The organism is Pectinatus frisingensis (assembly GCF_014076555.1).
Lineage (GTDB): Bacteria > Bacillota > Negativicutes > Selenomonadales > Selenomonadaceae > Pectinatus > Pectinatus frisingensis.
The window spans coordinates 1,706,858-1,720,296 of the sequence record NZ_CP045424.1; the positions used below are offsets into that span (position 1 = coordinate 1,706,858).

13 protein-coding genes are annotated in these 13,439 nt (G+C 37.8%); 4 read left to right on the plus strand and 9 right to left on the minus strand.

Features of this window, described 5'->3' with window-relative positions; all coding sequences use genetic code 11:
* Positions 1-68 precede the first annotated feature (68 nt).
* The 9 genes from gap to F8M42_RS08045 form a co-directional block, all read right to left on the minus strand.
* Positions 69-1,082: a type I glyceraldehyde-3-phosphate dehydrogenase gene (gene gap / locus F8M42_RS08005; protein ID WP_182185819.1), complete on the minus strand. Its 1,014-nt coding sequence runs from the start codon at positions 1,080-1,082 to the stop codon at positions 69-71.
* A 251-nt stretch (positions 1,083-1,333) separates the two neighbouring features.
* Complete coding sequence (scfB, locus tag F8M42_RS08010) at positions 1,334-2,689, minus strand: thioether cross-link-forming SCIFF peptide maturase (protein ID WP_182185820.1); 1,356 nt, start codon at positions 2,687-2,689, stop codon at positions 1,334-1,336.
* Positions 2,690-2,754: 65 nt separating this feature from the next.
* Entirely contained in the window at positions 2,755-2,898 is a 144-nt protein-coding gene (gene scfA, locus F8M42_RS08015) for a six-cysteine ranthipeptide SCIFF (protein WP_182185822.1), read from the minus strand.
* A gap of 89 nt (positions 2,899-2,987) precedes the next feature.
* Positions 2,988-4,166, minus strand: a complete 1,179-nt coding sequence (locus tag F8M42_RS08020) for a copper amine oxidase (protein WP_182185823.1) — start codon at positions 4,164-4,166, stop codon at positions 2,988-2,990.
* 13 nt (positions 4,167-4,179) lie between these two features.
* Complete coding sequence (locus F8M42_RS08025; RefSeq protein WP_229711306.1) at positions 4,180-4,968, minus strand: polysaccharide deacetylase family protein; 789 nt, start codon at positions 4,966-4,968, stop codon at positions 4,180-4,182.
* The gene (gene whiA, locus F8M42_RS08030; protein ID WP_182188685.1) at positions 4,968-5,915 is read right to left on the minus strand and encodes a DNA-binding protein WhiA; all 948 of its coding nucleotides are present in this window, start codon (positions 5,913-5,915) and stop codon (positions 4,968-4,970) included. Before whiA ends, F8M42_RS08025 begins: the two co-directional genes overlap by 1 nt.
* An 18-nt stretch (positions 5,916-5,933) precedes the next feature.
* On the minus strand, positions 5,934-7,247 hold the full coding sequence (locus tag F8M42_RS08035; RefSeq protein WP_182185825.1) for a gluconeogenesis factor YvcK family protein: 1,314 nt from the start codon (positions 7,245-7,247) through the stop codon (positions 5,934-5,936).
* 24 nt (positions 7,248-7,271) lie between these two features.
* Positions 7,272-8,165 carry an RNase adapter RapZ gene (rapZ, locus tag F8M42_RS08040; RefSeq protein WP_182185826.1) on the minus strand — a complete coding sequence of 298 codons (894 nt, stop codon included), beginning with the start codon at positions 8,163-8,165 and terminating at the stop codon, positions 7,272-7,274.
* Between the two features lie 191 nt (positions 8,166-8,356).
* Complete coding sequence (locus F8M42_RS08045) at positions 8,357-9,199, minus strand: Cof-type HAD-IIB family hydrolase (protein WP_182185828.1); 843 nt, start codon at positions 9,197-9,199, stop codon at positions 8,357-8,359.
* 486 nt (positions 9,200-9,685) lie between these two features.
* On the opposite strand from F8M42_RS08045, the gene groES reads away from it, so the two are divergent.
* The 4 genes from groES (at position 9,686) to F8M42_RS08065 (ending at position 13,408) form a co-directional block, all read left to right on the plus strand.
* Entirely contained in the window at positions 9,686-9,967 is a 282-nt protein-coding gene (groES, locus tag F8M42_RS08050) for a co-chaperone GroES (protein WP_182185830.1), read from the plus strand.
* A 42-nt stretch (positions 9,968-10,009) separates the two neighbouring features.
* Positions 10,010-11,638, plus strand: coding sequence for a chaperonin GroEL (gene groL, locus F8M42_RS08055; RefSeq protein ID WP_182185831.1), 1,629 nt, complete (start codon positions 10,010-10,012; stop codon positions 11,636-11,638).
* Positions 11,639-11,799: 161 nt separating this feature from the next.
* Complete coding sequence (locus F8M42_RS08060; protein WP_182185833.1) at positions 11,800-12,258, plus strand: GNAT family N-acetyltransferase; 459 nt, start codon at positions 11,800-11,802, stop codon at positions 12,256-12,258.
* Positions 12,245-13,408, plus strand: coding sequence for an MFS transporter (locus F8M42_RS08065; protein ID WP_182185835.1), 1,164 nt, complete (start codon positions 12,245-12,247; stop codon positions 13,406-13,408). The genes F8M42_RS08060 and F8M42_RS08065 overlap by 14 nt, the downstream gene beginning before the upstream one ends.
* The last annotated feature ends 31 nt before the right edge of the window (positions 13,409-13,439 follow it).

A 13,439-nucleotide genomic window follows, 5' to 3' on the forward strand; every position in this document is an offset into this window, starting at 1 on the left:
CTCCGCGAACTATAAAATAGGCCCGGCCCGTTAAGGCCGGACCTTATTAGGCATAAGGCCGAACAATATTACTTCAGTTCAGCGAAATATTTGATTGTGCGAACCATTTGGCTGGTAAAGCTATTTTCATTATCATACCAGGAAACAACCTGTACCTGAGTATTACCATCATCCATCGGAACTACCATTGTCTGCGTTGCATCAAACAATGATCCGAATCTCATGCCAATGACATCACTGGATACAATTTCTTCTTCCGTATAACCGAAAGATTCAGTTGCAGCAGCCTTCATAGCTTTGTTGATTTCATCAACAGTAACTTTACCTTTTACTACTGCTACTAAAAGTGTGGTTGAACCGGTAGGAGTAGGAACACGCTGTGCTGAACCAATTAATTTACCATTTAATTCCGGGATAACAAGACCAATAGCTTTTGCCGCACCGGAACTTGCAGGAACAATGTTAACTGCCGCTGCACGGGAACGGCGAAGATTTCCCTTACGCTGTGGGCCGTCCAAGAGCATCTGATCGCCGGTATAAGCATGAACAGTTGTCATGATACCGCTCTGGACAGGAGCCAGTTTATTCAATGCATCAGCCATAGGAGCCAAGCAGTTAGTTGTGCAGGAAGCTGCTGAAATAACGGTGTCACTTGCTTTTAAATCCTTATGATTTACATTATAGACAATGGTAGGAAGATCATTGCCGGCAGGAGCAGAAATAACGACTTTCTTAGCACCTGCTCTGATATGAGCTTCAGCCTTAGCTTTAGAAGCAAAGAAACCAGTACATTCAAGTACTATATCAACATCAAGATCTTTCCAAGGCAACTCTTCTGGATTTGGTTTTGCATAAATCGTAATTTTTTTACCCTTTACAGTTATAGATCCTTCACCGGCTTCTACAGTATCACCATACTGATATCTGCCCTGTGTAGAATCATACTTTAAAAGATGTGCAAGCATTTTAGGACTGGTCAAATCATTAATAGCAACAATATCATATCCTTCTGCATCAAACATCTGTCTGAAAGCAAGACGTCCAATGCGACCAAAACCATTAATAGCAACTTTAACTGCCATTGTAAAATACCCCCTAAAAAATTTAAAAAATTTTCTGGAAACCTCCAGATATATCGTTTGGCCGTCATCACTTGTCAAGGAGTTAAATAACTCCAACCCCCAATAAACAGCAAGCGCCGAACCATTAGATATCTCTAATAGCTTTATCATCATTTATGATACAATAAAATCATATTATTTGTCAACGGTTTTACTTACAAATAAAGAGTTAAACGCGTACATCGAAAATTTATTTATCACCGTTTGAAAAATCACTTTTCCATATTATTTATAGCCTGAACAGCAATCGCACACTCCAACCGCTTTTTTTGCAGTTCACAACCGATTTCATAGGGTTTATATATATCACCGTTAAACAAATCAGCATTAGCATGACAACCACCGCTGCAAAAAAATCTTGCCCAGCAGTCGCGGCATTTTTCCTTATTCAAAACATGACAATTTCTAAAATACTGCGGCAAATCAGTATTTTTCACCCCATCAAATACATTTCCCAGCAAATATTTATTACGTCCGACAAACTGATGGCAAGGATACATATCACCGTTTGCTGCCACTGCATAATATTCATGTCCGGCGCCGCAGCCGCTGAGTCTTTTGGCAACGCAGGGTCCATTGCTTAGATCCATATTAAAATGGAAAAAGAAAAATCCTTTTCCTTTACTTTTATACTGCAAATAGGCATCCACCAGCTTATCATACTCAGCAAAAATACGCGGCAAGTCACTTTTCAAGATAGCATAATCGGCATCTTTAGCGACAACCGGTTCCATTGATAATATGTCAAACCCTTCTTTTGCCATTGACAATACATCTTTGGTAAAATCCAGATTATATTTAGTATATGTTCCTCGCATATAATAGTTTTCATCATTTCTGGATTTCACAAGTTTCTTAAAGTTACTTATTACTCTGTCATATGTACCATTGCCTCCGACGTCAGGCCGCATACGATCATGAACTTCTTTTCTCCCGTCCAGGCTGATAACCACACTTATATTATTGTCATTTAAAAATGCTATATTTTCGTCCGTAAGTAACATTCCATTTGTTGTTAAAGTCAACTTAAAAATTTTCCCGGTTTCTTTTTCCCGATTTCTGATATATTCAGTCAAATGTCTTACTACAGGCATGTTTACCAATGGTTCTCCACCAAAAAAATCTATTTCGCAATGCTGTCTGTTGCCACTGTGCCGAATAATATATTCCACAGCCGCTTCTCCGACTTCATTATTCATGAGTCTGCGATCAGCACCAAACTCACCCGAATCGGCAAAGCAGTATTTGCAGCGCAGATTACAGTCATGTGCAACCAGCAAACACATTGATTTTACAATACCTTTTTCTGAAAACACCGGCGGCACATCGATATCCGGTGCAAATAATTGACCCTTATTAATCAATTCATGAAGCTCCGATAGTGCTTCTGCTAATTCTAAAATTTTATATATACCACTTAATTGAGCAATTACCGTTTCATCATTATGTCCATCAAATATGTCCATAATGTCAGCAGTCATCGCATCAACGACATGCACCGCCCCACTATTGACATCCAATAAAAAATATATGTCTTTATAATGAAATTTATGGATATTTTCCTTCATTTTAAATAAAATCCCTTCTTACACTAAAAAGAGGCTGCATCAACAGCCTCTTTAGCTTCATAAAATCATTGTCTTTTTTCGCAAACTTGATTTCCCACAGTACAGGAAGTCTTGCATGCTGACTGGCACGATGCCTGGCATTCGCCACAGCCACCAGTTTTTATAGTGCTCTGCAGATAGGGTTTGTTAATCGTTTTTATATGTTTCATCAAACGGCCTCCTTATATATCAAAATACAAATACTCTATCTATTGTATAATTTTTTCCCAATTCAATCAATACATTTAACTGAAATTTATCATTGCGCCGGTGTCAAAATAATATTTACCGGTAAGTTAGATGCTCCCGGTGGCGAATATTCAAATAAAACATTATCCCTCGCATTATATACTCCCAAATCTGCATAATAAAGCTGTTTGGAATTTTCACCAAAGAATGCCCGTTCGGAGGGTGTCGGTATAAGATCAAGCCCCCGTTCATCATTTACCCGCACAGCAACTGCCCCTGCATAAACTCCTCCTAATGGCTGCAGATAATAATGTATTTTACCCATTCCACTGGTAGGAATGTCCAAATAATAAATCACTCCATAATTGCCATAATTTTTAGCTTCAGTCCCATCAGTGGCATCAATACCGGTTAAATACTTATCATCCTTATCATCAGCAACAGTAATACTCACCGCCCCGTCTTTTTCAGGATTGTAATACTGTTCACCCTGCAAAATTCTATCCATATTTTTGAAAGTTCCGCGCAACCGGCTTTCATCTTTCGGCAACACTGCAGCACGCTTTAAAAATTGATAAGGATCATCATCCAGCGGCATCATCATTACTGTAATTTCCACCGACTGATCTGTACTAAAATCATAAATACCACAAACCAGCTCGTCTTTTCTTACCAGAATGGTATTCATATTATCTTCCAGCAGCTCCGGTTTATTTTTACCGATAATTATCTGCCGCGGCACCTGATAACTGAAATAGCGTATTTGTGACGTTTTGCCCACATACAGATAATCTGTACTTGGTCCTGACTGAGCCGATCGGGTAATGTTAAAATGAGCTAAATCATTTCCCTTGTTTGACAACATCACTACTACTTTTTTCCTTTTATCGGTACCATTAACATGATAATAATATAGCCTTCCCTTGCCTGTAACAGTGTCTCTATATAAAATACCATCTTGATAAACCGTCTCCGGGCTGTCGGAAAACAGCAGTGTCCCAGACTCATCGATACGTTTTACCGGCCATTTCGTCAATTTATCCATTTGTACCCTAAAATTATTTTGCAGCACCGGTTTTGATGCATTCTGCGGTGTATACATCGATTCACTTCTTACTTCATCTGCCGTTTTATTTACCGTACTTTCAGCAGTTTCATTATGTCGTGCCTGTGCTGAAGGAGAGAAAATAAAAATTATTGTTGCAAAAACAATAATTGATGTCCATGCCATAGATTTGATAAATTTCATTTTTCGCAATGTCCTATAGTTTATTTTGTTTTATATTGAGCACACTATAAAGTTTGCTCTTTAAAATTCTTAACTTAAATTCTGTCATGCCAAAACGTAATCTTGGTATATATGTACGTTGTAAAAGAAACGGATCGGTTGAAAACTTATTTATGCCCGGGTCTCCGGTAACTGCCGCTAAATAACCATATTGTTTCAAATCTTGCTCAGCGGTAATATTATAAGCACCATTAGGATAGGAAAAAAAATAAATTGTTTTTAATCCCTTCCACTCCATTAACAATTTTGATAATTTTATTTCACTGTCAATTTCACTTGCCGAAAGTGTCGTCAACGGCAGATGATTAGCCGTGTGACTACCAATTTCCATACCGGTCGACTGCATGTCTTTTATCTGCTGCCATGACAAGTACCCAGGCTGTCCTACATCATTGGCAATTATAAAAACCGTCCCCTTCATAGCATGATCTTTTAAAAAAGGCATAACATCAGTATAATTATCCTCATAACCATCATCAAAAGTCAAAATTACTGATTTAGCCGGCAATTTCTCTCCATACTTTTTTGCCCTGACAAAATCCATTATTGAAATAGTCTTATACCCCTGCCTTGTTAAATAATCCAATTGTTCCTCAAAATCGTTTACAGGCGTCGTATATTCATCATTATCATCATTGTTGACCTTATGATACTCCAGTATCAATACACCATCATTACCTTTTTGTTGAAGATATAAAAGGGCACCGGCAATTGGCAGTGAGATTATTAAACACACTGCCAAAAGGATTTTATAATATTTCACTATTTTTCACATTCCTTCAAACTACGAGCCATTGCCTCCAATTTACGCAGCCGGTGATTGACTCCGGATTTTCCTATTCCTAATATCTGTGCCAGCTCACTAAGCGATGCATCAGGATTTTCTATCCTTGCTCTCGCCGCCTTTCTTAATGTATCAGGCAGCTTATCTATACTATCTCTTTTTAACAGTTCAGTTATATTCTTCACCTGACGCAAAGATGCATCTACCGTTTTTTGCAAATTAGCTGTCTCGCAATTTACCAGGCGGTTGACCTGATTGCGTACTTCCTTAAGATTACGCACACTTTCAAACTCTTCCAAAATCTGGCTGGCACCAATCATTCGTAAAAAGCTTATAATAGCCTCACTTTCTTTTAAATAAAGCACATAATTTTCCTTGCGCATAGTTTTTCCCGCCGAGAAACCAAACTGGCCTAATAATACATCAAGTTGACAAAAAAATTCATAATTACTTGTCGATATTTCCAAATGATACCCGCCATCAGGGCGATTTACTGAACCACCACCTAAAAAAGCTCCGCGCAGATATGCTTCTTTACAGCAATATTTACTTAAAAGAGCACCATCTTTTCCCATATTAAAGCCACCGTTGCCGTCAATAAATCCCAATTTTTCAAATAAATTATTAGTTTTCTTCGATGGCAGCACACGAATCGTATAGTAATTATTTTTTTGCAGCCGACGTGACCGCCTGACTATCAGTTCCGTATTGATTTCACCAATGCACAATCCCTTTGTAAAAGCCAGCACGCGTCTGGCCACCGCAGCATTTTCTGTGGAAAAATTTATTCCAAGGTGATGTCTCATATTTAATACAAAAGTACCACCCATACGCAGCAATGCTGAAAGCTCAGCATAAAGGCAGCAAATATTGCTTTCATTAAAATGCGCCAGTTCATTTTTTACTTCCATAGAAAAAGAAGGCATCATTCTACCCCCTAATCACTATTTTCTTTTATTCCATTTACCGTCAGTTTTCAATCCATAAGCCATCTGCATTATATTATTGGCCAATTTTTCCGAATCATGGTGAATTACATTAGTTTCATTTATTATATCAGCCTTTACAAAACCGACACCAAGTTCATGAATTGCCTCCTCATCCACGACCACCGGATATTGACCTTTTTGAGCATAATAATCTTGTAATGCCGGAGAAATCTGCTTATCATTAGCCAGTACATAATCAACGCTGCCAATCCCCGCATGTTCAAGTATTGCCTTTACATGCATAGATACTGTATAATCATCCGTCTCTCCCGGTTGTGTCATCACATTACAGATATATATTTTTATAGCTTTGCTTTTCCTTACAGTTTCAGCAACTTTTTTGACAAGAAAATTAGGCATGATACTGGTATATAAACTGCCCGGTCCCAATACTATAACTTCAGCGTTTTTTATTGCATTTATTGCTGACGGTACAGGTTCTACTTCACGTGGGAAAATGTGCACACGTTTAATTTTTTTGTGGGCAAGTGGAATTTGTGATTCACCTTCAATAATACTTCCATCTTCCATTGTTGCATTCAGTCTTATCTTTGCCGTACTGGCTGGGAAAACACGCCCCTTAACTGCCAGAACCTTACTGGATTCCATTAAAGCCTTTTCCACGTCACCGGTGACTTTAGTCATTGCTGCTATAAATAAATTGCCAAAACTATGCCCCGCAAGCTCACTTTCACCTTCAAAACGATACTGGAATAATTTTTCCATTAATGGTTCAGTGTCTGCCAATGCAACAAGACAATTACGTAAATCTCCTGGCGGTATTATCCCGAATTCATTGCGTAATCTTCCTGATGAACCTCCATCATCAGCAACCGTAACTACTGCCGTAATATTACTCGTAACCTCTTTTAATCCACGCAGCAATACTGATAATCCGGTACCGCCGCCGATAACTGTTATCGCTGGTCCTCTGTCTAATTTTCTCTTTTCATATATCAAATCTACCAGTTTTTCCGAGCTATCCGGCAGCAATACTGTAATAATCGACCTTATTGTCATTCGCATAGCCAAAAGCATGACAATAAAACCAATACAGGCTATTAATATTCCCACCGCATTAGTCACTGTATAATTATATGTTCCTGTAGTAGTATAAACTATACGGAAAATAAATTCTTCTATACCGTCAATATATTTATAGTTAAATACTATAGTTAATCCGATTATTATCAAAAGCACACCGGCAGCGAATAAAAGCAGCCAGCGCTTAAATCGCATACCAGGATAAAGCCATTTCAAAAGGTGCATGAATGCGTTTCCCCCATATTAGACCTATTGTAGATGTTCATCAACATCATTTTTCATTAAATCGCGGTGCTCCAGATTAGCTAAATATCCCCTATTTTTCAACAAATTGAATAGATGCCGTGCTATAAATACGGATCTGTGCATGCCACCGGTACAGCCAATAGCTATTACCAATTGACTTTTTCCTTCTTTTATATATTGTGGTACCAAAAAATTTATGAGCTCATCTAACTTTTCAAGGAATTGCTGTGTAACTGGCCATTTAGCAATATAATCGGCAACTTCCGGAACCGCTCCGCTTTTATGACGTAATTTTTCAATATAAAATGGATTAGGTAAAAATCTTACATCCAATACCATATCTGCATCAAGCGGCATGCCAAATTTAAAACCAAATGAAAGAACATTTATATTCATCTGATCGCCACAGTCATCACCGAATAATCTAAAAATTTTTTGTTTCAATTCACTTTTTAATAAAGTCGAAGTATCAATTATATAAGTTGCCTTGTTACGGACACCGGCTAAGCGCTCCCGTTCCATATTTATACCTTCACTTATTCGTGAATTTGGTGCCATTGGATGGCGACGTCTTGTTTCCTTATAACGGCGTATGATCACTTCATCGGAAGCTTCCATGAACAACAGCTCAAATGGCTTATTTTCCTCATTCATTTGCTTTAGCACATGAACAAACGTATCAAAAAACTCTCTGCTTCTCGTATCAACTACCAATACGACCTTATTCACATGCCCGGCAGAATGAATACAAAGCTCAGCAAACTTAGGAATAAATACTGGTGGAAGATTATCAACACAAAAATAACCTAAATCTTCCAGATTGCGGCAAGCCTGTGTTTTTCCGCTGCCCGACATCCCTGTAACGATAACAAGTCTGAATTCATCTTTTTCCTTCATCTTTTTTCACATCCATTTCACTTTTGAATGCTGGTGCTACTGCTGATTGACTGAATAATACTAACTTGCTGCCCCTGTTACAACACAACACTTCTTTTAAAGCATTTTCGTATATATCCCAATTATAAACCAATTTCAATCAAATGTAAGTATTCATTTTTCATATCTCACTGCTGCATTAAAAACATCTTTTATGAATATATGCTTTTTTTCAATACATACCTGTATATTGCTTCAGCAACACCATCATTTTCATTATCGTTAACTACATAATCGCATACATCTTGTATATGTCTGGCAGCATTTCCCATTGCCACACTCTTACCGGCTGCCCTTAGCATCGGTAAGTCATTGTCAGCATCACCAATAGCCATAACTTCATCAATAGTAATTCCCATCTGTTTTGCCAGCACATCCAATGCACTTGCCTTACTCACGCCAGGATTAATAACTTCAATCAACCCTTTTTTAGACTTGACCAAGGTTACTTTCTCTGCAAATTTTTCCATCATTTCACTGATTATTTCATCTTCATTTATGGCTTTTTCCGGTGCATCGGGATTAGCAAAATTTTCCAAAACAAATAACAGTTTAGTAACATTCCTATTTTTACGTTCCAATGCCTCCCACCCGATAGTTTTTCCCTCTATGCCAACACTCTTTTCATAGCTTATCGAACGCTGTAAATATTCAGGAAAATATAATTTATCATCACTGTTTACCTGCACATACCAATGTTTTTGTGCACAGTATCTGACAAAAGCACTGACAACTGCCGGTTCAATACAACTTTCAAAATATATTTTACCAGCTGTTGACTTTATCAATGCTCCATTGTAGGTTATAAGTGGTACATCCAGCCCCGCCTGTGCGGCATATTTAACCGCAGAACTATACATGCGTCCTGTAGCAAAAGTCACCATGACTCCTGCATCAACAGCATCTTTTATCGCTTTAATATTTCCTTCAGAAATATTGTCATCATTCGTCAATAAAGTTCCATCTAAATCTGTCGCAAATAATTTTATTTCCATATAAGTCCCCCACTATCATTATATAAAATCCCAAAAAAAATGAAGTTGTCACACGTAACCATTTTCATTCATAAATATGCAAATATTTACTCTCTTTGTCCGCCCTTAAAAGGATAGGGGACCGCGTAGCGGTAATGGATTGCATCTTTATGAGGTCAATGCTGTTCATGCGACAGCCCCGCAATATTTCAATGTAATGCTTTAGAAATTATAACAAACCCCTTTTTAAAAATCAAACCTATCAACTACATATACATATAAATTACTATCAAGATAAAATTATTATTCCGAATGCAGACTGTGTACCTTCAACTCCGACGTTGGATTTTTATAATAATATATAAATAAATATTTTTTTACTTTTTTACGAAAACACTTGATTTTTTCACTGATTTTATTTATTATAAGAGATGTGGTTAGCACTCATCTTAAGTGAGTGCTAACAAGAAAATAATAGTAATTTATTTTTATAAGGAGGAACATACAATGATTAAGCCATTAGGCGACAGAATTGTAATCAAAGTTTCTGAAGGAGATATGAAAACTGCCAGCGGTATCGTATTGCCGGATACAGCCAAGGAAAAACCACAAGAAGGCGAAGTTGTAGCTGTCGGCGGCGGTAAAGTTCTCGACAATGGACAAAAAGTTGCTCCAGAGGTAAAAGTAGGAGATAAAATCATTTTCTCAAAATATGCTGGAACTGATATCAAAGTTGATGGTGCTGACTATTTGATCGTCCGTGAAAGCGACATCTTAGCAATAGCTTAATAAAAATTAGTTTCAACAATAATTTAGGAGGTTTCATTAATAATGGCTAAACAGATTTTATTTGGTGAAGAAGCTCGCCGTGCCCTCGGTAAAGGCGTTGATTCATTAGCAGATGCTGTAAAAGTAACGCTTGGCCCAAAAGGTAAAAATGTTGTTTTAGATAAAAAATTTGGTGCACCGACAATTACAAATGATGGTGTTTCCATAGCTCGTGAAATTGAATTAGAAGATCCGTTTGAAAATATGGGTGCACAACTTGTTAAAGAAGTTGCCACAAAAACTAATGATGTTGCCGGTGACGGTACAACAACTGCAACATTACTCGCTCAAGCCATGATCCGTGAAGGTATGCGCAATGTTGCTGCCGGTGCTAACCCTATGATCATAAAAAAGGGAATCGAAGAAGCAGTAAACACTTTAGTTGCCGAAATAAAAGCAAAATCACATAAAGTTGAAGGCAAAGCTGCTATTGCTCAAGTTGCGACAATATCCTCCAGCGACAGCGAAATGGGCAATCTCATTGCTGATGCAATGGAAAAAGTTGGTAAAGATGGTGTTATCACCGTTGAAGAATCCAAAGGTATGGCAACAAACCTTTCTGTTGTTGAAGGAATGCAGTTTGATCGTGGTTACATATCTCCTTATATGGTAACTGATACCGATAAAATGGAAGCGGTTATGAACGATCCTTATATCCTTATTACCGACCGTAAAATCTCTGCAATTGGTGATATTCTGCCGATTTTGGAAAAAGTCGTAAAACAAGGCAAGGAACTCGTCATCATCGGTGAAGATCTCGACGGTGAAGCTTTGGCAACAATTGTCGTAAATAAACTGCGTGGTACTTTCAAAGCTTTAGCTGTCAAGGCTCCCGGCTTTGGTGATCGCCGTAAGGCAATGCTTGAAGATATTGCTATCTTAACCGGTGGTAATGTGATAACTGAAGAACTAGGCAGAAAACTTGACAGTGTCGAACTTGAAGATCTTGGACGTGCTCGTCAGGTACGCTCTACTAAAGAAGAAACTACTATCGTTGATGGTGCCGGTGACAAAGATGCTATCAAATCACGCTGTGAACAAATCAAAAAGCAAGTCGCTGCCACAACATCTGATTTTGATAAAGAAAAACTACAGGAACGTCTCGCCAAATTATCTGGCGGCGTAGCTGTAATTGAAATTGGTGCTGCTACCGAAGTAGAATTAAAAGATAAAAAACTCCGCATTGAAGATGCTTTAAATGCTACCCGTGCTGCCGTTGAAGAAGGTATCGTTGCCGGGGGCGGTACAACCTTTATTGACATCTTACCGGCTCTTGACAAAATCACATCTTCCGGTGATGAAAAGACCGGTGTGGAAATAGTTAAACGCGCTATTGAAGAACCAGTACGCCAAATAGCTAACAATGCAGGACTCGAAGGTTCTGTAGTTGTAGAAAAAGTAAAAAAAGCCGGTACTGGCAAAGGGTTCAATGCTCTTACCGGTGAATATCTTAACATGGTAGATGCTGGTATCGTTGATCCGGCTAAAGTTACTCGTTCTGCTCTACAGAATGCAGCCAGCATTGCTGCTATGGTTTTGACAACAGAAACTTTAGTCGCTGACAAGCCGGAAAAGAATCCTCCTGCTGCACCAGCCGGAATGCCTGGCGGTGGAATGCCGGGAATGATGTAATAAATTACTGACTATAGATTTATAGCTGGTTGTTTTGCCTCTGCAAAAGTTAATTAACTTTTGCAGAGGTTTTTTATATCATAAGGTTTTTTAACGATCCTTTGTAAATACATGGCAAATAATCTATACTATACATATTCATTAATGAGGAGGAACAATACTTGAATTATGAACGAAGCACTCACCTGACAAACGATGCAAAAAAAATTCGCGAAGCAGTATTTATCAGCGAACAGGGGTTTAAAAACGAAATTGACGCTATCGATAAACACGCCATACATCTTATATTTTACAAAGCGGCACAGCCAGTCGGTGTATGCCGTTATTTTATCAGTAATATTAACGGCGTATATATTATCGGTCGCTTAGCCGTACTCAAAAAATATCGCAAAGATCATATCGGTGCTTATATTCTGCAAACTGCCGAGCAGAATATAATTAAAGATGGCGGCAAAAAAGCCGTGCTGTCCGCACAGCTTCAGGCACAAAAATTCTATGAAAAATATGGTTATATTGCCAACGGTCCTATTTATATGGATGAACATTGTCCTCATATTCATATGGAAAAGTTATTAAATAAATTCAATTTAGATAAGGAAGATTCTCTTGAAAAATTTTGATTCTTTTTCTCTTCTTCCAGTTATTACTCTTATTCTTTTAAGTGTGGTTTTAGGAACCAGTGAATTTATTATCATCGGTATTTTACCTGACATTGCTCTCAGCATAAATTCTTCTATAGCAATGATTGGTAACCTTGTTTCAATTTTTGCCCTTGTTTATGCTATTGGAACATTTATTATTACACCTGCCACCAGCTCATTAAATCGTTATTATTTAATAATAATTTTAACAATAATTTTTATAATCGGTAATGTACTATTTGCTCTGGCTGATTCTTATTTATTTTTAATATTGGCTCGCATGCTGATTGCCGTTGTATCAGGAGTCATTTTGGCTATTTCTATGACTTTTTCTGCCGAAATAGCCGGCCCTGCTATACAGCCCAAAATTATCAGCTGGATATTTTCCGGATTCAGTATGGCAGCTGTATTTGGGGTACCGACCGGTACATTTATAACTCATCTTTTAGGATGGCGGACAGCCTTTCTTCTGTTGTCATTTATTAGCCTGATCATATTACTGATGCTTATTTTTTATCTTCCTAACACCGGATCTGGACAAAAATCTAATATATTAAGGCAGTTAGGACTTTTAAAAAAGCCACACATTCAGCTGGGTATTATGATTGTTATATGCGGTGCAGCTTCTACATATGTATTTTACACCTATTTGACTCCTATATTACAAAAATATCTATTTATTCCTGAACGATATATCAGCCTTATTTTAATAGGCTTCGGTGTCAGCACTATTATCAGTAATTTTTTATCCGGGCATATTGCCCTTACTGGCGGAATGAGACGTATGCCTTTATTTTTTCTTATACAGGCTTTATTCTTAAGTACATTGTTTCTTACAATAAAAATTCCTACCCTATGCTTAATTAATATATTTATTATTGGCACTGTAATGTACCTGCAAAATTCACCCACACAACTGCATTTTCTAAATACTGCCGTGCGGGAAAAACCAGAAGCAATCAATTTTTCTGCCTCACTGGTTCCCATATCTTTTAACATCGGTATCGCACTCGGTTCTGCTTGTGGCAGCCTGGTTGTAATATACAGCAGCATACAGTACGTTGGTTTATGGGGTGCAGCAATCGCTTGTGGTGCAGTATTTTTTAATCTAAAACTATTGAAGACATAATCATGGGGCTGTCTCACGTAACCATTTTTAT

Bases quoted from the DNA above. Each gene is read 5' to 3' on its own strand.
- gap (WP_182185819.1), bottom strand. From the start codon at position 1,082: ATGGCAGTTAAAGTTGCTATTAATGGTTTTGGTCGCATTGGACGTCTT.
- scfB (WP_182185820.1), bottom strand. From the start codon at position 2,689: ATGAAGGAAAATATCCATAAATTTCATTATAAAGACATATATTTTTTA.
- scfA (WP_182185822.1), bottom strand. From the start codon at position 2,898: ATGAAACATATAAAAACGATTAACAAACCCTATCTGCAGAGCACTATA.
- F8M42_RS08020 (WP_182185823.1), bottom strand. From the start codon at position 4,166: ATGAAATTTATCAAATCTATGGCATGGACATCAATTATTGTTTTTGCA.
- whiA (WP_182188685.1), bottom strand. From the start codon at position 5,915: ATGCCTTCTTTTTCTATGGAAGTAAAAAATGAACTGGCGCATTTTAAT.
- F8M42_RS08035 (WP_182185825.1), bottom strand. From the start codon at position 7,247: ATGCACCTTTTGAAATGGCTTTATCCTGGTATGCGATTTAAGCGCTGG.
- rapZ (WP_182185826.1), bottom strand. From the start codon at position 8,165: ATGAAGGAAAAAGATGAATTCAGACTTGTTATCGTTACAGGGATGTCG.
- F8M42_RS08045 (WP_182185828.1), bottom strand. From the start codon at position 9,199: ATGGAAATAAAATTATTTGCGACAGATTTAGATGGAACTTTATTGACG.
- groES (WP_182185830.1), top strand. From the start codon at position 9,686: ATGATTAAGCCATTAGGCGACAGAATTGTAATCAAAGTTTCTGAAGGA.
- groL (WP_182185831.1), top strand. From the start codon at position 10,010: ATGGCTAAACAGATTTTATTTGGTGAAGAAGCTCGCCGTGCCCTCGGT.